We start from the raw sequence: 25,994 nt of genomic DNA, 5'->3' as shown, positions 1-25,994 counted from the left end.
CCGACCACGAAGCCCGAGCCCGGCGTGAACTGGTAGTTGTAGCCGATCTGGCCGCCGCCGGTGAAGCCGTCGAGGTCGTTCTGGCGGAAGGTGGCGGTGGTGGGCACGCCGGGAACCGCCGTCAGCACCTGGCCGGCGCCGTTCAGGCCGGGCACGCCGAAGGTGCGGTTGCTGTTCTAGCTGGTGTCAAAGGCGTAGCCGGCGTTGAAGCCCGCGTAGAAGCCCGTCCAGGTGAACACCGGAACCGGCGTGAACACCGGCGGCGGAGCCGCACGACGCGGAAGGTCGGCAGCGAAGGCGGAGCCGGCAAGCGCGATTCCGGCGAGGGCGGTGGCGCCCCGAAGCATAGACTTCATGATCTGGTCCTCTACTCGTCCAGTGCCGTCGGCCGTTAGGGCCCGTCCGGCACGACTTCCCCGTACTTATGCGAGCGATCCCAGGGATGCTGTTGCCGGGCGACCACGCCGACCGCTGCGAAGGCGGCCCCTTTGTGGCGATGAACGCCTCATTCTTCCCCTGACACCTTGACCGTAAAACGCGCTTCAATGGCCAAGGTTCAGTTGCGGCCACGCTTTTTCTGTTCTCAATGACCTGACAGATTGTCGCACCCGGGAACCGGGAAATGTGGCGGATCAGGGAGTGAGACAGATCGCGGAAATCAGCCGGCCGTAATCCGGCTCGCCCCGGTGGGTGGTCCGGCGGAAGCTGTAGAAGCGGTCCGGGTCCGCGTAGGTGCAGAGCCCGAGGGACGCGGCCCGGGCGATGCCGGCCTCGCCGAGCCGCTCCAGGATGAAGCCCGGCAGGTCGAACTGGGCGTGGCCCGGGCGGGTGCCGGGGGCGAGGAAGCGCGCCCCGGCCGGCGCCTCGCGGCCGAAGCGCTCGATGAAGTCGGGCCCGACCTCGTAGGATCCCTGCGCGATCGTGGGTCCGAGAACCGCGACGATGCGGCCGCGCTCGGCCCCGAGCGCCTCCATGGCGGAGACGGTGGCCGCGACGACGCCGCCGAGCGCGCCCTTCCAGCCCGCATGGGCCGCGCCAACGACCCGGTTGTCCGGATCGGCGAACAGGATCGGGCCGCAATCGGCGGTTGCGATGCCGAGGGCGAGGCCGGGGACGCGGGTGACCATGGCGTCCGCTTTCGGACGTTCGGCGAGCGCGTAGGGCGCCTCGACCGTCACGACCTCGGCCGAATGGACCTGATAGAGGCTGACGAGGCGGCCCTCCGGCACGCCGAGATGCGCGCACATCCGCGCGCGGTTCTCACCCACGCGCTCCGGGGCATCGCCCGAGCCGAGGCCGCCGTTGAGGGAGGCGAAGATGCCCTCCGAGACGCCCCCTTCCCGGGTGAAGAAGGCGTGGCGGATGGCGGGGAACGGCCTCAGCTCGGGCGCTTCGAGGAACATCGCGGAACTCCGGTTCGGGCCGGGCGGCCGGTTCGCTGGAGGGGGTTCGATAGCGCACCCGCGGGGGCGAGACGATGGCGCGCGCGACGCTTCCGCCGATCGCAGGCTCGGGACCGCGCGTGGAACCCGCAGGCGCGATCCGACTTTGCCTCGCGCTTTCAGGGCGGTTGCCGGCTCGCGCCGGCACCGCGACAGCGTGAGGAAGGATTGATGGCCCAGCAGATCCAGCCCGACCGTCCCATCTGGCCCTCCGTCCCCGAGACGGGGCTCCCGCCGCTGCGCGCGCCGCTCGGCGCGGACGCGGATGGCGAGCCCTCCGCCGCGCCGGGCCTCGGCCGCCCGCGTCCGGCCGAGCCGCAGGCCGGGCGCATCCGCACCGCCGCGCCGGAGGGCTTCGCCTCCTTCGAGAGCTGAGGCCGCCCGCCGGCGGGCCGGGGCCGGCGCCGTCCGGCGGCGCCGGGGCTCGGGCGGCCTTGTCTCGCGAGTGGCCTTGTCTCGCGGGCGAGGGTTCAGGGCGGCGGCAGACCCGGCACTCCGGCGAGGCCCGGGCCGCTCACCGCCATCACCTTGAACAGGCGCCCCATCCCGCCCTCGGCCGGATCCGTCAGGCGCGCCACCGCCGCCTCAATCGCCGCGCCCTGGGCCGGGCTCGCCGCCCGCTTCAGCCGCTCGGCCCGCGCGAGGAGGCCGAGATCCAGCAGGAAGTCGCGCTGCTCGACCGGGCCGTGGACGCGCGCGCCCTCGCCGCGCGCCGCCTGCGCGAGGGCCGCGAAATCCACATGCGCCGTGAGGTCGGCCTCGCCCGGCTCCGCCAGCGGGTCGGCGAAGCGATGGCGCGACAGGGCCTGGAGCGTGTCCCCGAAACCCGGCGCGACGTGGCCGTAATCGATGAGGAGCAGCACGCCGCCCGCGCGCGTCAGGCGGGCGGCGAGGTCGCGCATCACGCCGAGGCCGGCCGAGGGCAGCGTCAGGAGGGCGCCGGGCGGGGCCTCGGCCCGGATGCCGGGCTCGGGATCGGGCGCGAGGCCGAAGGCGAGGCCGCCCGCGGCCGAGAGCCCGACGAGGCGCTCGCACCAGCCGCGCTCCGTGCGCGCGAACTGGCGCACGGGCAGGCAATCGAAGAACTCGTTGGCGATCGCGATCACCGGCCCCTCCGGCAGGCCGGCGAGGCCCTCGTGCCAGGTCGGCCGGTGGCGGGAGAGGGCGGCCGCCTGGGCCGCGCGCAGCGGGGGGCTCGTCTCGACGAGGTGGAGGTCGATGGCCGCGTCCGGCAGGACCGAGCCGAGCGCCCGCAGGGCGTCCGCCATCAGCGTGCCGCGCCCGGGCCCGAGCTCCACGAGGCGTGGCTGCGCGGCGGGATCCAGCATCCCCCGGATCGCGGCGACCCAGAGGCCGATCAGCTCCCCGAACATCTGGCTGATCTCGGGGGCGGTGGTGAAGTCGCCCCGCGCGCCGATGGGATCGCGGGTCCGGTAATAGCCGTGGACCGGGTGGCCGAGGCAGAGGCTCATGTAGCGGTCGATGCCGATCGGCCCCGTCTGGCGGATCAGCAGGGCGATCTCCTCGCCGAGGGGGCTCACGCCTTCACCGGGACGTCGCCGGCCTCCTCGACCGGGTGGCGCGGGCGGGTATGGCCGCGGGCCGCGAGCACGATGTAGGCGAGGCCGACCAGCGCCATCGGCAGGCAGAGCAGCATCCCCATGGTGACGCCGCCGCCGAGCGGACCGAGATCGGCGCCGAACAGGTAGCCGAGCTGCCGGTCCGGCTCGCGGAAGAACTCGCAGATCGTCCGGGCCAGCGCGTAGCCGAGGACGAAGATGCCGCCGAGCAGGCCCGGCTTGCGGAAGCCGAAGCGGCGCACGCTGAGCGCCATCACCACGAAGAGCAGGAACCCCTCCGTCGCCGCCTCGTAGAGCTGGCTCGGGTGGCGGGGCAGGGGGCCGCCCGTGGGGAAGACCACGGCGTAGGGGAAATCCGGCGCGATCCGGCCCCAGAGCTCGCCGTTCACGAAATTGGCGATGCGGCCGAAGAACAGGCCGATCGGCACCGTGACCGCCCCGAGATCGAGGAGCGTGTAGCCGTTGAGCCGGCGCGACCGGGCGAAGAGCAGCATCGCCAGGATGGCGCCGAGGAAGCCGCCGTGGAACGACATGCCGCCGTTGCGGATCGCGAAGATCTCGATCGGGTCGGAGAGGTAGAGCGGCAGGTTGTAGAACAGCACGTAGCCGAGGCGGCCGCCGAGCACGACGCCGAGCGCCACCCAGACGATCAGGTCGTCGATGTCGTTGAGGGTCGGGCGGCGGACCACGCCCCAGAGCCGGTCGGCCATCACGAGGCGGCGCGCGTAGTACCAGCCGCCGACGAGGCCGGCGATGTAGGCGAGCGCGTACCACTTGATGGTGATCGGGCCGATGGCGACGGCCACCGGGTCGATCGCCGGGAAGGGCAGGGCGAGGAGCGGCGGCATCCCACAAGCCTCCGGTTTCGGGCGGGCGCATTGGACGCGCGCTCCCCGGGGCGTCAAGCCTCGGGGCCGGGGCGGAGCCTGCGCCCATCCGTCCCGGCGCGGGCCCGGAACCGGGCGGGGCAGGCGGGGTTCAACCCCCTCTCCTGCCCCCGACCCGCACCCAGGACCGTCCATGCCGCTCGGCCGCACCCTTCTGGCCCTGACCCTCTGCGCCGTGTCCGCCCCGGCGCTCGCCCAGGCCCTCAACTATCCCGGCACGGCGACGGTCGAGGCCCATGTGGTGAAGGCGGCGCCGCTGGAGGCGACGCAGGCGCGCATCGCGGGCCTGAAGCTGCCCGCGGGCTTCCGCATCGAGAAATTCGCCGAGGGGCTCGGCAAGCCCCGCGTCATCGTGGTGGCGCCGGACGGCGCGCTCTACGTCAGCGACCGGGACGCCGGCACCGTCACGCGGATCGACCCGGCCAAGCCCGCCGAACCGCAGGTCGTCCTGCGCAAGAAGGACGTGCACGGCCTCGCCCTGCACGAGGGCCGGCTGTTCTACGTGACGGTCAAGGCGATCTACGCCGCGCCGCTCAACAAGGACGGCGCCCTCGGGCCCGAGACCGAGATCGTGGCCGACCTGCCGGATGCGGGCCAGCACCCGAACCGCACGATTGCCTTCGGGCCGGACGGGATGCTCTACGCAAGCCTCGGCTCGACCTGCAACGAGTGCGAGGAGCGCAACCCCGAGAACGCCACGATGGTGCGGATGAAGCCGGACGGCAGCGCCCGCGAGATCGTCGCCTCGGGCCTGCGCAACACGATCGGCTTCGATTGGCAGCCGCAGACCAAGGCCCTCTACGGCTGGGACGACGGCGTCGACTGGCTCGGGGACGAGGAGCAGCCGGAGGAACTCAACCGGATCGAGGCGGGCAAGAAGTACGGCTGGCCCTTCATCTTCGGGGCCGGCATGAAGAACCTCTACCGCGAGCCGCCGAAGGGCAGCCTCGAGGATTGGGACAGGGCGAGCGAGCGCCCGGTCCTGACCTGGACGGCCCACGCCTCCTCGATGCAGATGGTCTTCTACGGCGGCACCCAGTTCCCGCAGGCCTATCGCGGCGACGCCTTCGTCACGATGCACGGCTCGTGGAACCGCAAGCCCCCGAGCGGCTACGAGGTGCTGCGGGTCCGCTTCGAGAACGGCGAGCCGAAATCGGTCGAGCCCTTCGTGAGCGGCTTCCTCAGCGAGGGCGGCCCGAGCGGCTGGTCGCGCTTCGCCCGCCCCTTCGGCCTCGCGGTGGCCAAGGACGGCAGCCTCTATCTCGGCGACGACCAGCACGGGATCATCTACCGGATCAGCTACGCGGGCTGAGCCCCGCGATCCCGGAGGCGCCTCCGGGATCGCGGGCCGCGGCTACTGCGTCCGGCGCCCGAACGAGACCGCGTAGGCCTGCACCCGGGCGTCGATCAGCGGATCGTCCGAGACCTCGATCCCGTCGGTCAGCGCGTTCGGCATGAAGAGCAGGGCCTTCTCCGCGCTCGCGCTGTCGGGCACCGTCTTCGTGACCGTCAGCGTGCCGAGATCGACGGTGCGGCGCGCGTCCGGCCAGGGCTTGGTGGCGTCGTTCGTCGGGTCGCCCGGCTCGGCGAGCTGCGCGAGGACCCGGAAGGTCGCCGGCTCCCGCGCGAGGCGGGGGCCGATCTCGTCGACGAGGTAGTTCGGGGCCTTCGTCTTCGCCTCCGCCTCGCTCAGCACCTCCTCGCCCTGCGCGGGCACGAAGCGGTAGCGGAAGGGCTGGCGCTTGCCGTCCTTGTCGACGAAGACGAAGGCGTTGACGCCGTTGTAGGTCTGGCGGGCGAAGCTCGTCGGGGTCTTCGCGGTGCCGCCGGCCGCGGCCGCGGCGGGGTGGCTCTGCCCGAATTGCTCCAGGGGCGTCGGGTGCGGCGCGTCGGGCCCGCTCTTCGAGGCGGCGACGAGGAGGTCGCGGAACTCCTCGCCGGTGGCGACGGGGAAGAACTTCAGGGCGTTCACCACGACATCCATCTCGCTGCCGTCGGCGAGCTTGAACTTGAGGGCCATGCCGTGCGGGTTCGCCTTCACCGACCCGTCGGGAATCGTCGGCACGCCGGTCGCGTCCGAGAAGCGGATCGTGACCGGCACGGCCGCCCCCGCGAACAGGGAGGCCTTGCTGAGCTTGCCGGCCTCGGGCGAGGGGGTGAAGCTGCCCTCCGCCACGACGCCCTTGGCGTGGTTGGCGCGGATGCCGGAATGTTTCCCGAACAGCGCGTTCATGGCGTCGACGGTCTGCTCGGCCGTGGTCGCGCCATCCGGCTGCGCGTGCGCCGCGCCCGGCAGGCCGAGCGCGAGGCCGATGGCGAGCGCGCGAACGAAAGTCCTCTGCATCATGACGGTTCCCCTTGCGGCGGCGCGCCCCGGGCGGGTGGCCGAAGCGTTGCCGTGCGGTGCAGCAATGTCTGGCAGAGGGCGACGGCAACGCAAGAGGTTTCACGCTCCGGTTGCGCCGCCCCGGCGTGTCGTCACGGGCTTTCGCGCAGGAACAGGATCCCGTGGCCGTCCGGCCCCGCGCCGTAGGCGACGCTGCCGTCCCGGGACAGGGCGAGCGTGTGGCCGGCGCCGCGCAGGGCGGCGGCGAGGTCCCCCGGATCGGGCGCGGCGAAGACGAGCCGCGTGCTCGCCCGGTCGCGCGGACCGAACCGGCCCGCGAGCCCCTGGGGCGGGGGCCGCCGGTAGTGAAGCAGCTCCACATGCGGCGTCGCGGCGGGAGGCGTGAGGCCGATCACGTCGACCTCCGGGTCCGGCACGCCGTCGAGGCGCTCCTGCTCGGGCCCGGCATTCAGGCCCCGCGAGGCGATCGCGAGCCCGAGGGGGCCGGTGAAGAAGCGGAGCGCCGCCTCGCAATCGCTCACCGTGAGGGCCGAGTGGTCGATGCCGAGGAACAGGCCCGGCGCGTCCCGCCAGCGCTCGGCGGCCGGGCCGTCGGGGAAGAGGATCAGCTCCACCGGGTGGCCGTCGCCATCGCGGAACTTGTAGGCCGTCACGCCGCCCGAGGAGGCGGGCAGGCGCTGCGGGCCGCCGCGGCTGATCGGCTCCGGGCTCCGGGCGCCGAGTTGGCGCATCGCCGCCTCCATGTCGCGGACGGGGATCGCGACGTGCTGGAAGACGGGGTCGGTGGCGGCGCGCGCGAGCGGGTAGGGCGCGCCGGGCGGGTCGACGGCGAGGAAGTCCATCGCCTGCGCGCCGAGCCGCATCCGCAGGCGCGTCGCCCGGGCGGACCCGAGGCCCATCGCCTCGCGGATCGGCGCCGGCACCGGCTCCGGCGGCGCGACGCGGGCGAAGCCGAGCCCGTCGCGGTAGAAGGCTTCCGTCCGGCCGAGATCCGCCACGGTCCGGCTGATGGCGACGAGGGCGGAGACGCCGCTCACAGGAGGCGCGCCCCGCGCACGTTGACGGTGATCGCGTAGAGGGTGTGGGAGGCGCAGAGGAACAGGCGGCTGAGGTCGCGCCCGCCGAAGGCGAGGTTCGACACGGTGGACGGCACGAGGATCCGCCCGAGCAGCGCGCCGGACGGGTCGATGCAATGCACCCCGTCCCCCGCGCTCGACCAGATGTTGCCGTGCTCGTCGCAGCGGAAGCCGTCGGCGAAGCCGGGCTCCACGCTGTGAAAGACGCGGCCTGCGCGAAGGCCGGTCTCGGCCACCTCGAAGACGCGGATCTGCTGCAGCGGGTCCTCGACGAATTGCAGCCCGCTCTCCGCGATGTAGAGCAGGCCCTCGTCCGGCGAGAAGCAGAGGCCGTTCGGCCCCTGGAAATCGTCGGCGACGGCGCTGAGCGCGCCGTCCCGCGGATCAAGACGGTAGACGGTCGCCGGCAGCTCGGAATCCTGCTTGCCGCCCTCGTAGTCGGTCTGGATGCCGTAGGGCGGGTCGGTGAACCAGATCGTCCCGTCCGAGCGGCAGACGATGTCGTTGGGCGAATTCAGCCGCTTGCCGCGATACCGGTCGGCCAGCACCGTCACGCGCCCGTCGAGCTCGGTCCGCGTGACGCAGCGGCCCCGGTGGGAGCAGGAGAGGAGCCGGCCCTCCCGGTCGCGGGCGTGGCCGTTCTCGAAATTCGCGGGCTGGCGAAAGACGCTCAGGCCCCCGCTCGCGCTCCAGCGCATCACCCGGTCGTTCGGCAGGTCGCTGAACAGCAACTCGCCCCGGTCCGCGAACCAGACCGGCCCCTCGCACCAGCGGAAGCCCTCGCCGAGCGTCTCCAGAGGTGCGTTCGGCAGAACGTAGGCCCGGAAGCGGGGATCGTGGATCACGAATCCGTCCATGCGGCCCTCCTTCAGCGGAACCGGCCCGGCCGGCCGATCGTCGGCGCCTCGTCCTCGATCTGCACCACCATCAGCACGGCGGGCTCGTCGCCGATCGTGCCGGAGAGGTGGCCGGTGCGCCCGTCCGCGTCGGGACGGGTGTTCTGGTCCTCGCCGAAGGAGAGTTCGCCCGGCCCCATCTCGACGCGGGTGCCGTCGAGGGTCTCGACGAACCAGCGCCCCGAGAGGGGCACGATCCATTGCGGCTTCGGGTTCTCGTGCCACTGGCCCACCCAGCCGACCGGCTGCACCGTCACCATCACGGTCGAGCGGTTCGTGCGCTTGGTGCCCTGCCATTGCGGGTCGGCCGGCGGCTTCATGGTCTTGAGGTCGAACTCGGTGAGCTCGAACCGGTCCTGGTGGCTGACCCCCTCCGCATCCGTCCAGACATGCCAGTAGGGCACCTTCGGCTTCTCGCCCGCCATCGCGGCCTCCGGGTCACGGTGTGGGCAGGGACCGCGCGAGGTCGGCCGGGGCTGCCTGCGGGCCGGACGAGAGCGGGTGGGCCAGGATGTCGGAGGCCGGTGCGTAGCTCCCGCCGAGGGTGACGAGGAGGAGGCCGCCGACGAGCCCGAAATTCTTCCAGAAATCCCAGAAATGCGCGTTCCCCTCGCCCTTCTTCGACCAGAAGCCGGGGAATTCCCAGAAGCGGTGGAACAGCACCGCCGTGACCGCGCAGAAGCCGGCGAGCAGGAAGGCGGCGATGCGGTCGTAATACCCGGTCACGATGCAGATCGGCGCGACCGTCTCGACGAGGGTGCCGAGGATCAGCATCAGGGCCGCGCCGGGCAGGGGGCCGGACGAGGCCTGCTTCATGGCCTCGTCCCAGTGCATCACCTTGTCCAGCGCGCTGAAGGGGAAGAGCACGACGAGGCAGATCTTGGCGAGCAGGGGGCCGGCGGCGAGGTCGAGCCAGGTCATCGGAAATCCCCTCCTTCGCTGAACGGGCGCGGCGGATCGGCGGCGGTCAACCGCCGGGTGAACGCCCACGCTTGCCCCGGGTTGCGGCCGAGGGCAGCCCTGCGTGCGGTGCGGGACGAAGCGCCGGAGCGTCACCGAATCGTGCTGGTGTTGCATCGCGGAACGGCGCGGGCACGGCCACGTTGGCGGCACGCGGGAAGCCGAGTCGGGGAGAGCCGCGATGGCGCAGGACCGTTACGACGTCATCATCATCGGCAGCGGCCCCGGCGGCGGCTCGGTGTTCCACCGGCTGGCGAAGACGGGCAAGCGCGTCCTGCTCCTGGAGCGGGGCGATTACCTGCCCCGCAGCCAGGACAATTGGAACGCGCGAACGGTCTTCGTCGACGGCGCCTACCAGGCGCGGGAGACGTGGTACGGCGGCGACGGGCGCTCCTTCAGCCCGGCGCTCCACTATTACGTGGGCGGCAATTCCAAGGTGTACGGCGCCGCGCTGCTGCGGTTGCGCGAGCGGGATTTCGGCGCGGTGCGCCACGTCGACGGACTCTCGCCGGCCTGGCCGGTCTCCTACGCGGAATTCGAGCCCTACTACACGCAGGCCGAGCAATTGTTCAGCGTGCACGGCAACCGGGGCGAGGACCCGACCGAGCCCTGGGCGAGCGCGCCCTACGACCATCCGGGCGTCGCCCACGAGCCGCGCATCCAGAGGTTGTCGGACGATTGGGGAAAGGTGGGGCTGCGCCCGTTCCACCTGCCCCTCGGCATCCGCCTCGACGAGCGGGAGGGCAAGCCGACGCCGACCAGCATCTGCATCCGCTGCGACGCATTCGACGGATTTCCCTGCCTCCTCAACGGCAAGGCGGACGCGCAGGTGATGACCGTCGACCCGACGCTCGCGGCCCACCCCAACGCCACCCTCCTGACGAACGCCTACGTCTCGAGGCTGGAGACCGACGCCGCCGGCCGGACGGTCACCGCCATACACGTCACGCGCGAGGGGAGGGAGGAGCGTTACGCCGCCGACATCGTGGTGGTGGCCTGCGGGGCGCTCTCCTCGGCGCTGCTCCTCCTGCGCTCGGCCAATGCCGCCCACCCGAACGGGCTCGCCAACGGCTCGGATCAGGTCGGCCGCAACTACATGCGCCACAACATGTCCGTGCTGATGGCCCTCTCGAAGGAGGTCAACGACACCGTCTTCCAGAAGACGCTCGCGGTCTCGGACTTCTACTTCGAGTCGGACGATTGGGACTACCCGATGGGCCTGATCCAGATGTGCGCGAAGACGCATCCGGACCAGATCCGCGGCGAGGAATTCCCGAGATGGACGGGCTTCCTGCCGGATGCCCCGTTCGACATGGTGGCGCGTCATTCCATGGATTTCTGGTTGCAGAGTGAGGACCTGCCCCACCCCGACAACCGCGTCACGATCGATGCCGCCGGCCGCACCATCCTCGACATCCGCGAGACGAACCGGGAGGCGCACGACCGGCTGAGGACCAAGCTCTCCGACCTGCTGCGGCCCGGCGGCGCCTACACCTACCTGTTCGAGCGCTCGCTCTACCTCGGCAAGAACATCCCGCTCTCCGGCACCGCCCATCAGGCGGGCACGCTCCGCTTCGGCACGGACCCGAAGGCGTCGGTGCTCGACCTCACCTGCAAGGCGCACGAACTCGACAACCTGTACGTGACGGATGCGAGCTTCTTCCCCTCGATCGGCGCCGTGAACCCGACGCTCACGATCATCGCCAATGCGCTGCGCGTGAGCGATCACATCGCGGACCGCCTGTCGTAGGGCGCCCATCCCGGGTCCGGGGCGACGAGCCCCGCCCGATCAAGGGCTCGACGCCCTGCGCGGCATCCGGAAGGGCAGCATGAGCCGAACGATCGGATTCCGGAAGCGGGCCAGGCACAGGCTCTCGTGCACCGCCTGGACCGGCTCGCCGCCGAGCGTCGAGGCCAGCAGCGAGCGCGCGTAGAACGGCGTGTCCTCGAAGGTCGTCAGCACCCGCGCATGCCCGTCGTCGCTGCGGGTCTCGCGCGGGATCCGCCAGAGGCCGGTGGGGGGCAGGGGTGCGGCCAGGGGCGGGCGGATCTCGCGGCGCGCGCCCGTCCGGTCGAAGCGCAGCGACAGGTTCTGGCCCGAGCCGTCGCGGCGGCGCACGTCGTAGAGGATGGCGGCCCCGTCCGGCATGTCGGCCCGGCACCAGGTCCAGCTCGCGAACGCCTCCTCCAGGGCCGTGTCGCCGTGGTTGGTGTCGAAATAGGCGGTGCCGCGCCAGGCGAGGCCCGGCGCGTCGAGGGAGACCTCGACGGGGCAGGAGGGTGCCATCGGCCACCAGCGGTGCTCGCCGGCGGCGTCCAGGGTGAAGGGGCCGGCCGTGAAGCCCGGCGGATGGAGCCGCACCGTGCCGCGCACCCGCCTGGGGATCGGCGCCCCCACCTCGTCGATGCGGATCGTCAGGCAGGTGCCGTCCCAGTCCATCGCGCTCGGGCCGATGCGGATGTGGTCGGCGTCCCGCGAGAGGGAGGCGTGCCCGCGCTCGGTCATGCAGAAGCGCCCCGGGCGCCCGTAGAGGACGACGTTCAGCGCGCAATGGTCGAACGGGTCGCGGGCCGGGTCCCAGGCGTAATAGGGCGAGAACACGGAGCCGATGAAGGCGATGAGCGTGAGGCCCTGGCGTCCGTCCTCGCTCAGCGCGTCGACGTACCACCACGCGTAGCCGCCGGGGCCGACGGGCGTGTCGAAACGCGGCCGAGATCCCGCAGCAGGCTGTCGGCCGCGATCCGCCCCGATTGCGCCGCCATCGGCACCCCCGGCCCCGGATGGACGCTGCCCCCCGCGAGGTAGAGGCCGGGCAGGCTGGTCCGCGCCCCCGGCCGCCGGAAGGTCGCCGCCCAGCCCTTCGAGGCCCGCCCGTAGAGCGCGCCCCCCGTCCCCGGGAAAAGGGCGGCGAAATCCGAGGGCGCCGTCGTCACCGGGCCGGGCTCCGGGTTCAGCGCCAGCCCGCAGGCCGAGAGGCGCGCCCGCATCGAGGTCTCGCATGAGCCGATCTCCTCCGCTGTGAGGGGGGTCTCGCCCCGGGCCGGGGCATTGACGAGCAGGAGCAGCCGCTCCGGGGCACCGGTCGGCGCGTCCGCGTCCGCCCGGTCCTGTGCGCAGACGTAGACCGTCGGGTCGGCGGGGAGCCGCCCCCGGCGGATCGCCTCGAACTCCGCCCGGTAATCGCCCGAGAAGAACACGCTGTGGTGGGCGAGGGGGAACCCCTCGGGCCGGGCCGCGAGGCAGACCGTCACCGCGGAGAGCGAGCGCTCCTCCGCCGGCACGCCCTCGGCGGCGCGGGCCGCCTCGCGTCCGAACAGCCCGGCGGCGAGCGCCGAGACGTCGGCATTGGCCACGACCCGCTCCGCCGCGATCCGCTCGCCCGTATCCGTCACGACGCCCGAGACCCGGCCGCCCTCGGCGAGGATCGCGGCCGCGCCGGTCCGATAGCGGATGCGGGCGCCGCGCGCCTCCGCGAGATCCGCCACGGCCCGCGCAAGCCGGCTCAGGCCGCCCTCCACGTACCAGACGCCCGCCTGCTCCACGTGGGCGACGAGCATCAGGGTGGCGGGCGCCTCGAAGGGCGAGGAGCCGCAATAGGTGGCGTAGCGGCCGAAGAGCTGGCGCAGGCGGGAATCGCGGAAGTAATCGCCGAGCGCCCCCCAGAGCGTCGCGAAGGGCTGGATGCGCCAGAGATCCGCCATGCCCCAGGGGCCGACCCGGAGGGCGAGGTCGACCGGGCTCGGGCGCTCGCCGCGGATGAACGGCCCCTCCAGCGTCCGGTAGACCTCCGCGGCCCGGGCGCAGAAGCGCCGGTAGCCCTCGGCCTCCCGCGCGCCCGCCAAGGCCGCGATGGCCGCGGCCGATTCGTCGATGTCGGCGAAGAGGTCGAGCCGCTCGGTCCCGCTCCAGGCATGCCGGGCGAGGAGGCGGGCGGGGGAGAGCCGCACGTGCTCGTCGAGCCGCTCCCCGGCCTCGGAAAAGATCTCCTCCAGGAACCAGCGCATGGTGAAGACGGTGGGGCCGGCCTCGACCGCCCGCGCGCCCACCGCCACGGCGCGCATCTTGCCGCCGGGCGCGTCGGCCCGCTCCAGAACCGTCACGTCGAGGCCCGCATGGGCGAGGCGGAGCGCTGCCACCAGCCCCCCGATCCCGGCCCCGACGACGACGACCCGCTCCGCGCGCACGCTCCGCCCCCCTCGATCCCTGCAATGCGGCGTTGCTATCGGCCCGCACCCGTGTCAACTATATTGGACAGATTGCACCGACAATCCAGAACGACAGATACGGGAGGTGCGGATGGATGCCGGCAGGCGGATCGAGCGCGTTCTCGACATGGCGGTGGCCCACGCGGAGGCGCCCGGCGCGCCGCCCCGGCTCGCGGAGGCGATCCGCTACGCGGTCTTCCCGGGCGGGCACCGCATCCGGCCTCGCCTCTGCCTCGCGGTGGCGGCGGCCTGCGGGGACGACGATCCCGCCTCCTCCGACGCGGCGGCGGCCGCGATCGAGCTCCTCCACTGCGCCTCCCTGGTCCACGACGACCTGCCCTGCTTCGACGACGCGCCGATGCGCCGGCAGAAGCCCTCGGTCCACGTCGCCTACGGCGAGCCGCTGGCCGTGCTGACCGGCGACGCGCTGATCGTGCTCGCCTTCGAGACCCTGGCGCGGGGCGCCGCGCGGCAGCCGGAGCGCCTCGCCTCCCTCGTCGGGCTCGTCGCCCGCGCGGTCGGCTCGCCCGCCGGCATCGTGGCGGGCCAGGCCTGGGAATCGGAGCCGGAGGTCGCGCTCTCGAATTACCAGCAGGCCAAGACGGGCGCGCTCTTCGCCGCCGCTACCGTGACGGGCGCGGCCGCCGCGGGTGCGCCCTCGCTGCCGTGGCGGCTCCTCGGCGAGTGCCTCGGCGAGGCCTATCAGGTCGCCGATGACCTGCGCGACGTCGCCTGCCGCCAGGAGGAGATCGGGAAGCCGGCGGGCCGCGACGCCACCCTCGGCCGGCCGAACGCGGCCTTGCTGCTCGGCATGGGCGGCGCCCTGGAGCGCCTGAAGCGGCTCGCCCGCGAGGCGATCGAGGTGATCCCGGCCTGCCCCGGCGCCGACGCGCTCCGCGCCGAGATCGCGGCCCAGACCCGCCTGTTCCTGCCGGCGAGCCTGCAGCGGGAGGAGTTGCTGGCGTGAGGGGCGCGCAGGCCCGATGAGCCCGCGGGCCGGCACCGTGCCCGCGCGGGACGCGCCCGCCCGGGCTCCGGGCTGGCGCGAGCGCTGGCGGGCCTTCCGCAACGCGCGGGTGGCGAGCCCGGCCTTCCAGCGCTGGGCCGCGGGCTTCCCGCTCACCCGGCGGGTGGCGCAGCGCAACACCCGCGCCCTGTTCGACCTCTGCGCCGGCTTCGTCTACGCGCAGGTGCTCTACGCCTGCATCCGCCTCGACCTGTTCCGCATCCTCGCGGACGGGGCGATGGGCGTCGAGGCGCTGGCCCAGCGCCTGCGGCTTCCCCCCGATCGGGCCGAGCGCCTGCTCCGGGCCGCCGCCTCCCTCGACCTCCTCGCCCGCCTCGCGGACGGCCGCTACGCCCTCGCCGATCTCGGCGCGGCGCTGATCGGCAACCCGTCCGTCGCCGCGATGATCGAGCACCACGCGATGCTCTACGAGGATCTGCGCGACCCCGTGGCGCTGCTGCGCGGGGAGGCGGGACCGACCCGGCTGTCCGGCTACTGGCCCTATGCCGAGGCGGCGGATTCCGGCGCGATCCCCGCCGAGGCGGTGGCCGGCTACAGCGGCCTGATGTCGGCCTCCCAGAGCCTGATCGCCGAGGACGTGCTCGACGCCTATCCGTTCGCCGACCATGCCTGCCTGATGGATGTCGGCGGCGGCGAGGGCACCTTCGCCGCTGCCGCCGCCCGGCGCTGCCCGGGCCTGCGCCTGATGCTCCTCGACCTGCCCCCCGTGGCCGAGCGGGCCCGCGCCAGCCTCGCCGCGCGGGGCCTCGGCGGCCGAATCGCCTGCCACGGCGGCAGCTTCCTCGATTCGCCCCTGCCGCCGGGCGCCGACGTGATCACGCTCGTGCGCATCGTCCACGACCACGACGACGGGCCGGCCCTGCGCCTCCTGCGGGCCGCCTACGCCGCCCTGCCGCCGGGCGGCCGCCTCGTCATCGCCGAGCCGATGGCCGGGACGCCCGGCGCCGAGCCGATCGGGGACGCGTATTTCGGCTTCTACCTGCTGGCGATGGGCAGCGGGCGGGCCCGCTCCGCAGACGAGCTCGGCCGCATGCTGGCGCAGGCGGGTTTCACCGGGATCCGGACGCGCTCGACCCGCCGCCCGCTGCTCACCGGCATGGTCGTCGCCTCGCGTCCGTTCGAGAATGTGTAAATATGCCTTGACGCATGTTGCTGTCATTCTAGGATGACGGAAAGGGCAGGCCACAAGGTCTGTCGATGGGGCGGAAGGGCATCGGGCATGGACGCGACGGCCGTCGTTCTCGAAAGACCGGAGCAGCTGGCGCTCACCCGCCTGACGCTGACGCCGGCTGGCGAGGGCGACGCCGTGGTCGCCGTCACCTGGAGCGGCATCTCCACAGGGACCGAGCGCCTGCTCTGGTCCGGCCGCATGCCGAGCTTCCCCGGCATGGGCTACCCCCTCGTCCCCGGTTACGAATCCGTCGGCACCGTGATGGAGGCGCCCCCCGGCTCCGGGCTGCGCGTCGGGCAGAGCGTGTTCGTTCCCGGCGCCCGCTGCTTCGGCGCGGTGCGCGGCCTGTTCGGGGGCGCGGCCTCGCACCTCGTCGTCCCGGCCGACCGTCTGGTGGCGATCGACCCGGGGCTGGGCGAGCGCGGCGTGCTGATCGCGCTCGCGGCGACCGCCTACCACGCGCTCGCCGGCATCAGCCCGGGCGAGCGCGCGCTCATCGTCGGGCACGGAGTGCTCGGGCGGCTCCTGGCCCGGCTCAGCGTGCTCGCCGGCGGGGTGCCGACCGTGTGGGAGACCAACCCGGTCCGGGCACGCGGCGATTTCGGCTACCCCGTCCTCGCGCCGGAGACCGACGAGCGGCGCGACTACGCCACGATCACCGACGTCAGCGGCGATTCCGGCATCCTCGACGCGCTGATCGCGCGGCTCGCGCCCGGCGGCGAGATCGTGCTCGCCGGCTTCTACGAGGCGCCGCTCGCCTTCGCCTTCCCGCCGGCCTTCCTGCGCGAGGCGCGGATCCGGGTCGCCGCCGAGTTCCGGCCCGCCGACCTCGCGGCGGTTACCGCCCTGATCGAGCGCGGCGCGCTCTCCCTCGACGGCCTCATCACCCATCGCCGCCCCGCGGCGGAGGCGGGCGAGGCCTACCGCACGGCCTTCGGCGAGGCCGCCTGCCTGAAGATGATCCTCGATTGGAGGGGCCGTCCATGAACATGCACCTGACCGGCGCGGCGCTCCGCGCGGAAGCGGCTCAGGAGCCGGACCCGGTTCCGACCGCCGCGCGCAAGGAGACGCAGATCATCGCGATCTACGGCAAGGGCGGCATCGGCAAGTCGTTCACGCTGGCCAATCTCAGCTACATGATGGCCCAGCAGGGCAAGAAGGTGCTGCTGATCGGCTGCGACCCGAAGAGCGACACGACCTCGCTGCTCTTCGGCGGGCGCGCCTGCCCGACCATCATCGAGACCTCGACGAAGAAGAAGCTCGCGGGCGAGGCGGTCGCCATCGGCGACGTCTGCTTCAAGCGCGACGGCGTCTACGCGATGGAGCTCGGCGGGCCGGAAGTGGGGCGCGGCTGCGGTGGGCGCGGCATCATCCACGGCTTCGAATTGCTCGAGAAGCTCGGCTTCCACGAATGGGGCTTCGACTACGTCCTGCTCGACTTCCTCGGCGACGTGGTCTGCGGCGGCTTCGGCCTGCCGATCGCCCGCGACATGTGCCAGAAGGTCATCGTCGTCGGCTCGAACGACCTGCAATCGCTCTACGTCGCCAACAACGTCTGCTCGGCGGTGGAGTATTTCCGCAAGCTCGGCGGCAATGTCGGCGTCGGCGGCCTCGTCATCAACAAGGACGACGGCACGGGCGAGGCGCAGGCCTTCGCCGAGAGCGTCGGCATCCCGGTCCTCGCCTCGATCCCCGCCGACGAGGACATCCGCCGCAAGAGCGCGAACTACGAGATCATCGGCAAGCCGGACGGGCGCTGGGGCTCGCTCTTCGCCGACCTCGCTCAGAACGTCGCCGAGGCGGCGCCCCACCAGCCCAGGCCCCTCAGCCAGGACGGGCTGCTCGGCCTCTTCGCGAGCGAGACGGTCGGCCGCGACGTGGTTCTGGAACCCGCCACGTTCGAGGACATGTGCGGCACGAGCCCGATCGTGAAGCCGTCCCTCGAAGTCGTCTACGACACGGTCTGAGGGGACACGCGCATGGCCGTCACCCTCGACATCGCCGATCTCCGCGCCCGCCGCGAGCGGCCGGCCTCCGCCCTCCAGGGGGCGCAGGCGGCGCCCGCCGAGGTCGTCGACCTCGCCGCCGCCAAGGGCGAAGGGACCCCGGGCGAAGGGACCCGGGGCGAAGGGACCCGGGGCGAAGGGATCCCGGGCGACGGGACCCGGGGCGACGGGCTCGGCTGCCACGGCGGCAAGGACACGCTGCGCGCGGCCGCCGCGGCCGCGGGCATGAGCGAGACGCTGGAGGCGCTGGCCCGCGACTATCCCGCCGGCCCCCACGACCAGCCGCAGAGCATGTGCCCGGCCTTCGGCTCCCTGCGCGTCGGCCTCCGGATGCGGCGCACGGCGACGATCCTGTCGGGCTCGGCCTGCTGCGTCTACGGCCTCACCTTCACCTCGCATTTCTACGGAGCGCGCCGCAGCGTCGGCTACGTGCCGTTCAACTCCGAGACCCTCGTCACCGGCAAGCTGTTCGAGGACATCCGGGAGGCGGTGCACGCCACGGCGAAGCCCGAGGATTACGACGCCGTCGTCGTCATCAACCTCTGCGTGCCGACCGCCTCCGGCGTGCCGCTCCGCCTCCTGCCGAAGGAGATCGACGGGGTGCGCGTCATCGGCATCGACGTGCCGGGCTTCGGCGTGCCGACCCATGCCGAGGCCAAGGACGTGCTGGCCGGCGCCATGCTGCGGGTCGCCCGCACGGAGGCCGAGCAGGGGCCGGTCCAGGCACCGCGGTCCGGCCGCTCCGAGCGCCCGACCGTGACGCTGCTCGGCGAGATGTTCCCGGCCGACCCCGTGGTGATCGGCGCCATGCTCGGGGCGATCGGTCTGGCTGCCGGCCCCGTCGTGCCGACGCGGGAATGGCGCGAGCTCTACGCGGCCCTCGACGGGGCGGCTGTGGCGGCGATCCACCCGTTCTACACGGCGAGCCTGCGCGAGTTCGAGGCGGCGGGCCGCCCCGTGGTCGGCTCCGCTCCGGTCGGCCACGACGGCACCGCGAACTGGATCTCCCGGATCGGGGAGGCCTGCGGCGTGCCGCGCCAGGTCGTCGAGGCCGCGCAGAACCGGCTGCTGCCGCCGATCCGCGGGGCGCTCCAGGCCGCCCCGATCCGGGGCCGCATCACGCTCTCGGGCTACGAGGGCTCGGAACTCCTCGTCGGCCGCCTCCTCGTCGAGAGCGGGGCGGACCTGCGCTACGTCGGCACCGCCTGCCCGCGCACCCTCCACTCGGAGGAGGATCTCGACTGGCTCGAATCCCGCGGCGTCACGGTGCGCTACCGGGCCTCACTCGAGGACGACCTCGCCGCCTTCGCCGAGTTCAAGCCGGACCTCGCCATCGGCACGACGCCGGTGGTGCAGAAGGCCAAGGAGCAGGGCGTTCCCGCCCTCTACTTCACGAACCTGATCTCGGCGCGGCCCCTGATGGGGGTGGCGGGCGCGGGCTCGCTCGCGACCATCGTCAACGCGGCGCTCGGCAACCGGGCCCGGTTCGACCGGATGCGCGACTTCTTCGAGGGCGTCGGCCAGGGCCACGCCGCCGGCATCTGGGAAGAGGTGCCGAAGGCCCGCAAGAGCGCGCCGGCCGCCAAGCCCAGGGCGCACGCCCACGATCCGATCGGGGAGATGGCCTGATGCTCGTCCTCGATCACGACAGAGCCGGCGGCTACTGGGGCGCGGCCTACGTCTTCACCGCGATCAAGGGGCTGCAGGTCGTCATCGACGGGCCGGTGGGCTGCGAGAACCTGCCCGTCACCTCGGTCCTGCACTACACGGACGCCCTGCCGCCGCACGAATTGCCCATCGTGGTGACGGGGCTCGCCGAGGAGGAGCTCGGCCGCCACGGCACGGAAGGGGCGATGAAGCGGGCGCACGCGACGCTCGACCCGAGCCAGCCCAGCGTCGTCGTCACGGGCTCGATCGCCGAGATGATCGGCGGCGGCGTGACGCCGGAGGGCACGAACCTCCAGCGCTTCCTGCCCCGCACCATCGACGAGGACCAGTGGCAGGCCGCCGACCGGGCGATGCGCTGGCTCTGGCAGGAGCACGGCGCCAAGCGCTTTTCCAAGAAGGGCATCCCGGCCCGGCCCGAGCGGAAGGCGGGCGAGCGGCCCCGCGTCAACATCGTCGGCCCGGCCTACGGCACCTTCAACATGCCCTCCGACCTTGCCGAGATCCGGCGCCTCGTCGAGGGGATCGGCGCCGAAATCAACCTCGTCTTCCCCCTCGGCTCGCATCTCGCGGACGTGCCCAAGCTCGTCAACGCCGACGCCAATATCTGCCTCTACCGGGAGTTCGGGCGCCTCCTCTGCGAGGACCTCGAGCGGCCCTACCTGCAGGCGCCGATCGGGGTGCTCTCGACCACGAAGTTCCTGCGCTCGCTGGGCGAGATCCTGGGCCTCGACCCGGAGCCCTTCATCGAGCGCGAGCGCCACACCACGATCAAGCCGGTCTGGGACCTGTGGCGCTCGGTGACGCAGGATTTCTTCGGCACGGCGAGCTTCGGCATCGTCGCGACCGAGACCTACGCCCGCGGCGTGCGCCACGTCCTCGAGGAGGAGATGGGCCTGCCCTGCAGCTTCGCGGTCGCCCGCAAGCCCGGCGCCAAGCCGGACAATGCGGGCGTGCGCGAGGCTGTGGCCAAGAGCCCGCCCCTGGTCCTGTTCGGCTCCTACAACGAGCGGATGTACCTCGCCGAGACCGGCGCCCGCTCGGCCTACGTGCCGGCCTCGTTCCCGGGCGCCGTCGTCCGGCGGCACACGGGCACGCCCTTCATGGGCTATTCGGGGGCGACCTACCTCGTCCAAGAGGTCTGCAACGCCCTCTTCGACACGCTCTTCCACATCCTGCCGCTCGCCCGCGACATGGACGCGGTCGAGGCGACCCCCGCCCGCCTCCACCGGGAACTGCCCTGGGAGGAGGCGGCCCGCGCCGCCCTCGACGCCCTCGTCGAGCGCGAGCCCGTCCTCGTGCGGATCTCGGCGGCCAAGCGCCTGCGGGACGCGGCCGAGGCCCGTGCCCGGGGCGAGGGCGCCGCGAGCGTCGGGGCCGACCACGTCGACCGGGCCCGGACGGGCCTCAAGCTCGGGGCCGCCGCATGAGCGCCGCCACGTTTCCAGCCGCCCGGGCGACGCGCCCGGCACAGTCCCAGCCCGAAGATCAGCCGGCCCGTCCCGAGAGGGGACGGCCTGAGGAGAGCAAGGCCATGCGTGGACCCAACGCGACGTCGCGCCTGCACCGGGAGGCCCTCCAGTTCCGGGTCATCCTGGCCGCGACCTACCCCCTCTTCCTCGCCGCCGCGATCTCGCAGCGCCTGCTGCCGGGGCGCGGCCCCGCCCGCCCGGCCCTCGGCGCCCGCCGTTCCGTCTTCGGCGAGGCGCGGGCCATGGCGGTCTCGGCGATCCCCTTCGCCTTCATGGGCTGAGGGGCGGGCCGAGGCGCCCGAGATGCTTCCGTCCCGGTGAACGGGTGGAAGTCCGGCCGTGGCGGACGACGCGCCACGGCGACACCCGCCGCGCCCCCGACGGCGCGGCCAGCCCAAGCGGAGGTCTTCGACGATGGCCAATGGATTGGAAAGACCGAGCAGCCTGTCCGGGCTGACGGAGCCGGAAGCCAAGGAGTTCCACGCGATCTTCTTGACGAGCTTCATCATCTTCACGGCGATCGCCGTGGTCGCGCACATCCTCGTCTGGATGTGGCGTCCCTGGCTGCCCGGCCCGAAGGGCTACGCCGCCCTCGACAGCGTGACGAGCGCCGCCCACGGCCTCGTCTCGATGCTCTCCTGAGGAGGACCGCACCATGCACAAGGTTTGGCTCCTCTTCGATCCGCGCCGCACCCTCGTCGCGCTCTTCACCTTCCTGTTCGTCCTGGCGCTGCTGATCCACTTCATCCTGCTCAGCACCGACCGGTTCAACTGGCTCGAAGGCCCGAAGAAGGCGGCGGCCGCGGCCACCCTGCAGATCGTTCCGCCGACCCCGGCGTGATCCCGCGCGTCCGGGACCGGCCCCGCCGGGACCCGGACCGCGCAACGATCCGAGCCGCGGACGGGGCCGCACCGGGAGACCGGCGCGCCCCGCCCGCAGCGACGACCCTGCCGTGACGGCGGACGCGCGCCGTGACGCCTGAGCCCCGGGAGGTTTCGCGATGGCGATGCTGAGTTTCGAGAAGAAGTACCGGGTCCGCGGCGGCACGCTCGTCGGCGGGGACCTGTTCGATTTCTGGGTGGGCCCGTTCTACGTCGGCTTCTTCGGCGTGACGACGATCTTCTTCTCCGTGCTCGGCACGGCGCTGATCCTCTACGGGGCGGCGATCGGACCGACCTGGAACATCTGGCAGATCAACATCGCGCCGCCCGACCTGAAATACGGCCTGGCCCTGGCGCCCCTGAAGGAGGGCGGCCTCTGGCAGCTCATCACCTTCTGCGCCATCGGCGCCTTCTGCTCCTGGGCGCTGCGCGAGGTCGAGATCTGCCGCAAGCTCGGCATCGGCTACCACGTGCCCTTCGCCTTCTCGGTGGCGATCTTCGCCTACGTCTCGCTCGTCGTGATCCGCCCGTTCCTGATGGGCGCCTGGGGCCACGGCTTCCCCTACGGCATCCTCTCGCACCTCGATTGGGTGTCGAACACGGGCTACCAGTACCTGCACTTCCACTACAATCCGGCGCACATGCTCGGCGTGTCGTTCTTCTTCACGACGACCTTCGCCCTGTCGCTGCACGGCTCGCTGATCCTCTCCTCCACCAACCCGCCGAAGGGCGAGGTGGTGAAGACGCCGGAGCACGAGGACACCTTCTTCCGCGACACGATCGGCTACTCGATCGGCACCCTCGGCATCCACCGCCTCGGCCTGTTCCTGGCCCTCTCGGCGGGCTTCTGGAGCGCCGTCTGCATCATCATCAGCGGACCGTTCTGGACCAAGGGCTGGCCGGAATGGTGGGGCTGGTGGCTCAATCTCCCGGTCTGGCGCTGAAGGGAAGGGCAACGCCATGGCATATTATCAGAACATCTTCACGGAGGTTCAGGTCCGCGCGATCGATCCGGAGATGGGCGTGCCCGTCGCGGTCGACCGGCGCTGGGGCCGGCCCTTCCACAGCTACCTGTTCGGCCTGATCGGCAACGCCCAGGTCGGCCCGATCTACGGCGGGTATCTCGGCGGCCTGTCGCTCGCCTGCGGGCTCATCGCCTTCGAGATCATCGGCCTCAACATGTGGGCCTCGGTGAACTGGGACCCGGTCCAGTTCGTGCGGCAATTGCCCTGGCTGGCGCTGGAGCCGCCGCGCCCGCAATACGGGCTCAAGGTCCTGCCGCCGCTCAACGAGGGCGGCTGGTGGCTGATCGCCGGCTTCTTCCTCACCGCCTCGATCCTGCTCTGGTGGGTGCGGCTCTACCGGCGGGCCCGGGCGCTGGGCCTGGGCACCCACGTGCCCTGGGCCTTCGCGAGCGCGATCTGGCTCTACCTCGTCCTCGGCTTCATCCGGCCGGTGATGATGGGCTCGTGGAGCGAGGCGGTGCCCTTCGGCATCTTCCCGCACCTCGATTGGACCGCCGCCTTCTCGCTGCGCTACGGCAACCTCTTCTACAACCCGTTCCACATGCTCTCGATCGTCTTCCTGTACGGGTCGACGCTCCTGTTCGCCATGCACGGGGCGACCATCCTGGCGACGAGCCGCTACGGGTCCGAGCGCGAGATCGACCAGATCGTCATGCGCGGCACCGCCACCGAGCGCGCGGCCCTGTTCTGGCGCTGGACCATGGGCTTCAACGCCACGATGGAATCGGTCCACCGCTGGGCCTGGTGGTTCGCGGTTCTGACGACGCTGACCGGGGGCATCGGCATCCTGCTGACCGGCACCGTCGTCGACAATTGGTACCTGTGGGCGGTCAAGCACGGCGTCGCGCCGGCCTATCCCCACGTCTACGGCCCGATCGTCGATCCTCTGAGCGCGGCCGGAGGTGGCCAATGAAGACCCTTCTCACCGTCGCGGGCGCGGTCGTCGCCCTGTTCCTCACCATCGCGATGTTCGGGACGGCGGGCTGGGACCGCCCCCCGCTCGTCACGAGCCAGAACGGCTATCGCGGCACCGCGATGGCCCAGGTCGAGACGAAGGCCGACGCGCTCGAGGTCAAGGCCGAGAACAAGGCGCCGGAGGCGGCCGCGCCCGCCGAGCCCGGCGACGACCTCGCGGGCAAGACCTACGAGAACGTCAAGGTCCTGCAGAACCTGACCACGAACGAGTTCAACCGCCTCATGGTCTCGATGACGGAGTGGGTCTCGCCCGAGCAGGGCTGCACCTACTGCCACAACACCGAGAACATGGCCGACGACAGCCTCTACCAGAAGCGGGTCGCGCGCCGGATGCTGCAGATGACGCAGCACATCAACGCGACCTGGAAGGAGAAGCACGTCCACGAGGCGGGGGTGACCTGCTACACCTGCCACCGCGGCCAGCCGGTGCCGGCCAACATCTGGTTCACCGATCCGGGACCGCAGGCGCGCTCCGGCTTCATCCCCCGCAACAACGGCCAGAACCTCGCCAAGGAATCGGTCGGCCTGTCCTCGCTGCCCTACGACACCCTGACCGAGTTCCTGGGCAAGAAGGACATCGACAACACCGTCATCCGGGTGAACGCGACGACGGCGCTGCCGGAGGGAAGGGGCAAGCCGATCCAGGATGCCGAGAAGACCTACGGCCTGATGATGCACATGTCGCAGGGCCTCGGGGTCAATTGCACCTACTGCCACAACACCCGAGCCATCTCGAACTGGGGCGAGAGCACGCCGCAGCGCGTCTCGGCCTGGCACGGGATCCGGATGGTGCGCGACCTCAACGGCGACTACCTGGAGCCGCTGCAATCGACCTTCCCGAGGAACCGCCTCGGCGCGCTCGGCGACGTGCCGAAGATCAACTGCACCACCTGCCACAACGGCGTGAACAAGCCGCTCAACGGCGCCCACGTGGTCGAGGCCTATCCCTCCCTGACGAAATCCACGGAGATCGCGGCCGGCACCCCGCCCGCGCCCTCCGGCGGCACGGCGGTACCCGCGCCGGCAGCACCGGTTCCGGCTGCCCCGCCGGCACCGGCCCCGGAGATGCCCGCTCCGAAGCCGTGAGCGGAGACCTCGGGAGGCGGGCGGCGCGAGCCGCCCGCCTCCGCCCATGTCCGGATCCCGGCGCCCGGACCGCCTTCGGGCAGGGCGACGTCCGTGAAACGGAGCCCTCCGGCAATATTGGCGTCCGCGATGGCCAGTCGATGCCCGCGGCTGCTCGGGCCGAAGACGGAGCCCGGGGCAGAGGCGCGTCGCTCAAATCCGCCACGATTGTCCCGCAACTCTGTTTTCGCTTTCCGGCATGACCGGCCGCACCGGCCGCGCTAGAACCGGCCGGATGCGGCGGAAGGGAGCGGGACCTTGCTGAGGGGGCGTGACTCGGAAATCGTGTCGGCGTTGAGCCGATGCCGGACGGCGTTCATCGGCGTTGGGGTGATGAGCGGTCTGGTGAACGTGCTCTACCTGACGGGCTCGTTCTTCATGCTCGAGGTCTACGACCGCGTCATCCCGAGCCGCTCCGTGCCCACGCTGGTCGGCCTCGTGGCCCTCGCGCTCGTCCTCTACGCCTTCCAGGGCCTGCTGGAGATGATCCGCTCCCGCATCCTCGCCCGCGTCGGCGCGGCGCTCGACGAGGCCCTCTCCGCCCGCGTCTTCGACCTCGTCGTGCGCGCCCCCCTCAAGGGCGCCGCTCCCGGCGACGGCCTCCTGCCCCTGCGCGACCTCGACGCCCTGCGCAGCTTCCTCGCCGGCGCCGGGCCCGGCGCCTTCTTCGACCTGCCCTGGATGCCGATCTACCTCGTCATCTGCTTCCTGTTCCATCCCCTCCTCGGTGTCGCCGCCATCGTCGGCGCCGTCGTGCTGGCGCTCGTCACCTTCGTCACCGACCGCGCCACCCGCACCCCCGCCCAGGCCGCCACCGGCCACGGCCTGCGCCGCAACGGCCTGGCCGAGGCCGGCCGCCGCAACGCCGAGGTGCTGGCCGCGCTCGGCATGCAGGGCCGCCTCGGCGCCCGCTGGGCCGCGGCCAACCGCGACTACATGGACGCCCAGCAGCGCGTCTCGGACGTCGCCGGCGGCTTCGGGGCCGGCTCCAAGGTCTTCCGCATGGCCCTGCAATCGGGCGTGCTGGCGCTGGGCGCCTGGCTCGTGATCAACAACATGGCCACCGCCGGCATCATCATCGCCTCCTCGATCCTGGTCTCGCGCGCGCTCGCCCCGGCCGAGCTCGCCATCGCCAACTGGAAGGGCTTCGTGCAGGCCCGCCAGGCCTGGGTCCGGCTCTCCGAGCTGCTCGCCCGCATCCCCGCCGTCGGCCAGCCCCACGCCCTGCCCGCGCCCGCCCGCTCCCTCGCCG

General features: G+C 72.3%; 26 protein-coding genes and 1 pseudogene. 16 read left to right on the top strand and 11 right to left on the bottom strand.

The window, feature by feature from the left end; all coding sequences use genetic code 11:
* Together E1J50_RS18830 and pgeF are read right to left on the bottom strand one after the other, a co-directional pair.
* A pseudogene (locus E1J50_RS18830) lies at nt 1-356 on the bottom strand (porin family protein); the annotation flags it as partial.
* 276 nt (nt 357-632) lie between these two features.
* Nucleotides 633-1,403, bottom strand: a complete 771-nt coding sequence (gene pgeF / locus E1J50_RS18825; protein WP_132255365.1) for a peptidoglycan editing factor PgeF — start codon at nt 1,401-1,403, stop codon at nt 633-635.
* Nucleotides 1,404-1,613: 210 nt separating this feature from the next.
* Here pgeF and E1J50_RS18820 point away from each other — a divergent pair, with 210 nt between their 5' ends.
* A complete protein-coding gene (locus E1J50_RS18820; protein WP_132255364.1) occupies nt 1,614-1,817 on the top strand; it encodes a hypothetical protein in 204 nt (67 codons plus the stop codon).
* Between the two features lie 95 nt (nt 1,818-1,912).
* Here E1J50_RS18820 and E1J50_RS18815 read toward each other — a convergent pair whose 3' ends face one another.
* Together E1J50_RS18815 and lgt are read right to left on the bottom strand one after the other, a co-directional pair.
* Complete coding sequence (locus E1J50_RS18815; protein WP_245516645.1) at nt 1,913-2,983, bottom strand: class I SAM-dependent methyltransferase; 1,071 nt, start codon at nt 2,981-2,983, stop codon at nt 1,913-1,915.
* Nucleotides 2,980-3,870, bottom strand: coding sequence for a prolipoprotein diacylglyceryl transferase (gene lgt / locus E1J50_RS18810; RefSeq protein ID WP_132255363.1), 891 nt, complete (start codon nt 3,868-3,870; stop codon nt 2,980-2,982). Before lgt ends, E1J50_RS18815 begins: the two co-directional genes overlap by 4 nt.
* A gap of 172 nt (nt 3,871-4,042) precedes the next feature.
* Here lgt and E1J50_RS18805 point away from each other — a divergent pair, with 172 nt between their 5' ends.
* On the top strand, nt 4,043-5,221 hold the full coding sequence (locus E1J50_RS18805) for a PQQ-dependent sugar dehydrogenase (protein WP_132255362.1): 1,179 nt from the start codon (nt 4,043-4,045) through the stop codon (nt 5,219-5,221).
* Nucleotides 5,222-5,263: 42 nt separating this feature from the next.
* Here the strand turns inward: E1J50_RS18805 and E1J50_RS18800 are convergent, their stop codons facing one another.
* The 5 genes from E1J50_RS18800 to E1J50_RS18780 form a co-directional block, all read right to left on the bottom strand.
* A complete protein-coding gene (locus tag E1J50_RS18800; RefSeq protein ID WP_425374948.1) occupies nt 5,264-6,253 on the bottom strand; it encodes a catalase family peroxidase in 990 nt (329 codons plus the stop codon).
* Between the two features lie 134 nt (nt 6,254-6,387).
* Nucleotides 6,388-7,293: a VOC family protein gene (locus E1J50_RS18795; RefSeq protein ID WP_132255360.1), complete on the bottom strand. Its 906-nt coding sequence runs from the start codon at nt 7,291-7,293 to the stop codon at nt 6,388-6,390.
* On the bottom strand, nt 7,290-8,189 hold the full coding sequence (locus E1J50_RS18790; protein ID WP_132255359.1) for an SMP-30/gluconolactonase/LRE family protein: 900 nt from the start codon (nt 8,187-8,189) through the stop codon (nt 7,290-7,292). Before E1J50_RS18790 ends, E1J50_RS18795 begins: the two co-directional genes overlap by 4 nt.
* Nucleotides 8,190-8,200: 11 nt before the next feature.
* Nucleotides 8,201-8,653: a cupin domain-containing protein gene (locus E1J50_RS18785; RefSeq protein WP_132255358.1), complete on the bottom strand. Its 453-nt coding sequence runs from the start codon at nt 8,651-8,653 to the stop codon at nt 8,201-8,203.
* A 13-nt stretch (nt 8,654-8,666) separates the two neighbouring features.
* A complete protein-coding gene (locus tag E1J50_RS18780; protein WP_132255357.1) occupies nt 8,667-9,149 on the bottom strand; it encodes a DoxX family protein in 483 nt (160 codons plus the stop codon).
* 220 nt (nt 9,150-9,369) lie between these two features.
* Here E1J50_RS18780 and E1J50_RS18775 point away from each other — a divergent pair, with 220 nt between their 5' ends.
* On the top strand, nt 9,370-10,938 hold the full coding sequence (locus tag E1J50_RS18775) for a GMC oxidoreductase (protein WP_132255356.1): 1,569 nt from the start codon (nt 9,370-9,372) through the stop codon (nt 10,936-10,938).
* Nucleotides 10,939-10,977: 39 nt separating this feature from the next.
* Here the strand turns inward: E1J50_RS18775 and E1J50_RS18770 are convergent, their stop codons facing one another.
* Both E1J50_RS18770 and crtD read right to left on the bottom strand, forming a co-directional pair.
* Nucleotides 10,978-11,841, bottom strand: coding sequence for a carotenoid 1,2-hydratase (locus E1J50_RS18770; RefSeq protein WP_132255366.1), 864 nt, complete (start codon nt 11,839-11,841; stop codon nt 10,978-10,980).
* A complete protein-coding gene (gene crtD, locus E1J50_RS18765; protein WP_132255355.1) occupies nt 11,838-13,373 on the bottom strand; it encodes a 1-hydroxycarotenoid 3,4-desaturase CrtD in 1,536 nt (511 codons plus the stop codon). Before crtD ends, E1J50_RS18770 begins: the two co-directional genes overlap by 4 nt.
* 112 nt (nt 13,374-13,485) lie before the next feature.
* Here crtD and E1J50_RS18760 point away from each other — a divergent pair, with 112 nt between their 5' ends.
* From E1J50_RS18760 to E1J50_RS18700, 13 genes are all read left to right on the top strand, one after another.
* Nucleotides 13,486-14,361: a polyprenyl synthetase family protein gene (locus E1J50_RS18760; RefSeq protein ID WP_132255354.1), complete on the top strand. Its 876-nt coding sequence runs from the start codon at nt 13,486-13,488 to the stop codon at nt 14,359-14,361.
* A 16-nt stretch (nt 14,362-14,377) separates the two neighbouring features.
* Nucleotides 14,378-15,553, top strand: a complete 1,176-nt coding sequence (locus E1J50_RS18755) for a methyltransferase (RefSeq protein ID WP_132255353.1) — start codon at nt 14,378-14,380, stop codon at nt 15,551-15,553.
* An 87-nt stretch (nt 15,554-15,640) separates the two neighbouring features.
* On the top strand, nt 15,641-16,579 hold the full coding sequence (gene bchC, locus E1J50_RS18750; RefSeq protein WP_132255352.1) for a chlorophyll synthesis pathway protein BchC: 939 nt from the start codon (nt 15,641-15,643) through the stop codon (nt 16,577-16,579).
* On the top strand, nt 16,576-17,559 hold the full coding sequence (locus E1J50_RS18745; RefSeq protein ID WP_132255351.1) for a chlorophyllide a reductase iron protein subunit X: 984 nt from the start codon (nt 16,576-16,578) through the stop codon (nt 17,557-17,559). Before bchC ends, E1J50_RS18745 begins: the two co-directional genes overlap by 4 nt.
* Nucleotides 17,560-17,571: 12 nt before the next feature.
* Nucleotides 17,572-19,227, top strand: coding sequence for a chlorophyllide a reductase subunit Y (bchY, locus tag E1J50_RS18740; RefSeq protein ID WP_132255350.1), 1,656 nt, complete (start codon nt 17,572-17,574; stop codon nt 19,225-19,227).
* Nucleotides 19,227-20,693: a chlorophyllide a reductase subunit Z gene (bchZ, locus tag E1J50_RS18735; RefSeq protein ID WP_132255349.1), complete on the top strand. Its 1,467-nt coding sequence runs from the start codon at nt 19,227-19,229 to the stop codon at nt 20,691-20,693. Before bchY ends, bchZ begins: the two co-directional genes overlap by 1 nt.
* 104 nt (nt 20,694-20,797) lie before the next feature.
* Nucleotides 20,798-21,016 carry a hypothetical protein gene (locus E1J50_RS18730; RefSeq protein ID WP_132255348.1) on the top strand — a complete coding sequence of 73 codons (219 nt, stop codon included), beginning with the start codon at nt 20,798-20,800 and terminating at the stop codon, nt 21,014-21,016.
* A gap of 133 nt (nt 21,017-21,149) precedes the next feature.
* Nucleotides 21,150-21,377, top strand: a complete 228-nt coding sequence (gene pufB, locus E1J50_RS18725; protein ID WP_109895717.1) for a light-harvesting antenna LH1, beta subunit — start codon at nt 21,150-21,152, stop codon at nt 21,375-21,377.
* Nucleotides 21,378-21,390: 13 nt separating this feature from the next.
* Nucleotides 21,391-21,576 (top strand): light-harvesting antenna LH1, alpha subunit, encoded by a 186-nt coding sequence (gene pufA, locus E1J50_RS18720; RefSeq protein WP_109895715.1) that lies wholly within the window; start codon nt 21,391-21,393, stop codon nt 21,574-21,576.
* Nucleotides 21,577-21,736: 160 nt separating this feature from the next.
* The gene (gene pufL, locus E1J50_RS18715) at nt 21,737-22,561 is read left to right on the top strand and encodes a photosynthetic reaction center subunit L (RefSeq protein ID WP_132255347.1); all 825 of its coding nucleotides are present in this window, start codon (nt 21,737-21,739) and stop codon (nt 22,559-22,561) included.
* Nucleotides 22,562-22,577: 16 nt separating this feature from the next.
* The gene (gene pufM / locus E1J50_RS18710; RefSeq protein WP_132255346.1) at nt 22,578-23,555 is read left to right on the top strand and encodes a photosynthetic reaction center subunit M; all 978 of its coding nucleotides are present in this window, start codon (nt 22,578-22,580) and stop codon (nt 23,553-23,555) included.
* Nucleotides 23,552-24,703, top strand: a complete 1,152-nt coding sequence (gene pufC / locus E1J50_RS18705) for a photosynthetic reaction center cytochrome PufC (RefSeq protein ID WP_132255345.1) — start codon at nt 23,552-23,554, stop codon at nt 24,701-24,703. Before pufM ends, pufC begins: the two co-directional genes overlap by 4 nt.
* Nucleotides 24,704-25,075: 372 nt before the next feature.
* A partial coding sequence (locus E1J50_RS18700; RefSeq protein ID WP_245516644.1) for an ABC transporter transmembrane domain-containing protein occupies nt 25,076-25,994 on the top strand: 919 nt, incomplete at its 3' end.

This window comes from Methylobacterium segetis, assembly GCF_004348265.1.
Classification (GTDB): Bacteria; Pseudomonadota; Alphaproteobacteria; order Rhizobiales; family Beijerinckiaceae; genus Methylobacterium; species Methylobacterium segetis.
This window is presented reverse-complemented; position numbering and strand designations above follow the sequence as displayed.

What these genes read in the sequence shown, in the direction of transcription:
- pgeF (WP_132255365.1), bottom strand. Translation starts at nt 1,403, where the DNA reads ATGTTCCTCGAAGCGCCCGAGCTGAGGCCGTTCCCCGCCATCCGCCAC.
- E1J50_RS18730 (WP_132255348.1), top strand. Translation starts at nt 20,798, where the DNA reads ATGCGTGGACCCAACGCGACGTCGCGCCTGCACCGGGAGGCCCTCCAG.
- pufB (WP_109895717.1), top strand. Translation starts at nt 21,150, where the DNA reads ATGGCCAATGGATTGGAAAGACCGAGCAGCCTGTCCGGGCTGACGGAG.
- E1J50_RS18820 (WP_132255364.1), top strand. Translation starts at nt 1,614, where the DNA reads ATGGCCCAGCAGATCCAGCCCGACCGTCCCATCTGGCCCTCCGTCCCC.
- E1J50_RS18800 (WP_425374948.1), bottom strand. Translation starts at nt 6,253, where the DNA reads ATGCAGAGGACTTTCGTTCGCGCGCTCGCCATCGGCCTCGCGCTCGGC.
- bchZ (WP_132255349.1), top strand. Translation starts at nt 19,227, where the DNA reads ATGCTCGTCCTCGATCACGACAGAGCCGGCGGCTACTGGGGCGCGGCC.
- E1J50_RS18790 (WP_132255359.1), bottom strand. Translation starts at nt 8,189, where the DNA reads ATGGACGGATTCGTGATCCACGATCCCCGCTTCCGGGCCTACGTTCTG.
- E1J50_RS18755 (WP_132255353.1), top strand. Translation starts at nt 14,378, where the DNA reads ATGAGCCCGCGGGCCGGCACCGTGCCCGCGCGGGACGCGCCCGCCCGG.
- pufL (WP_132255347.1), top strand. Translation starts at nt 21,737, where the DNA reads ATGGCGATGCTGAGTTTCGAGAAGAAGTACCGGGTCCGCGGCGGCACG.
- E1J50_RS18760 (WP_132255354.1), top strand. Translation starts at nt 13,486, where the DNA reads ATGGATGCCGGCAGGCGGATCGAGCGCGTTCTCGACATGGCGGTGGCC.
- bchY (WP_132255350.1), top strand. Translation starts at nt 17,572, where the DNA reads ATGGCCGTCACCCTCGACATCGCCGATCTCCGCGCCCGCCGCGAGCGG.
- E1J50_RS18780 (WP_132255357.1), bottom strand. Translation starts at nt 9,149, where the DNA reads ATGACCTGGCTCGACCTCGCCGCCGGCCCCCTGCTCGCCAAGATCTGC.
- E1J50_RS18775 (WP_132255356.1), top strand. Translation starts at nt 9,370, where the DNA reads ATGGCGCAGGACCGTTACGACGTCATCATCATCGGCAGCGGCCCCGGC.
- bchC (WP_132255352.1), top strand. Translation starts at nt 15,641, where the DNA reads ATGGACGCGACGGCCGTCGTTCTCGAAAGACCGGAGCAGCTGGCGCTC.
- E1J50_RS18785 (WP_132255358.1), bottom strand. Translation starts at nt 8,653, where the DNA reads ATGGCGGGCGAGAAGCCGAAGGTGCCCTACTGGCATGTCTGGACGGAT.
- pufC (WP_132255345.1), top strand. Translation starts at nt 23,552, where the DNA reads ATGAAGACCCTTCTCACCGTCGCGGGCGCGGTCGTCGCCCTGTTCCTC.
- pufA (WP_109895715.1), top strand. Translation starts at nt 21,391, where the DNA reads ATGCACAAGGTTTGGCTCCTCTTCGATCCGCGCCGCACCCTCGTCGCG.
- E1J50_RS18805 (WP_132255362.1), top strand. Translation starts at nt 4,043, where the DNA reads ATGCCGCTCGGCCGCACCCTTCTGGCCCTGACCCTCTGCGCCGTGTCC.
- E1J50_RS18745 (WP_132255351.1), top strand. Translation starts at nt 16,576, where the DNA reads ATGAACATGCACCTGACCGGCGCGGCGCTCCGCGCGGAAGCGGCTCAG.
- lgt (WP_132255363.1), bottom strand. Translation starts at nt 3,870, where the DNA reads ATGCCGCCGCTCCTCGCCCTGCCCTTCCCGGCGATCGACCCGGTGGCC.
- pufM (WP_132255346.1), top strand. Translation starts at nt 22,578, where the DNA reads ATGGCATATTATCAGAACATCTTCACGGAGGTTCAGGTCCGCGCGATC.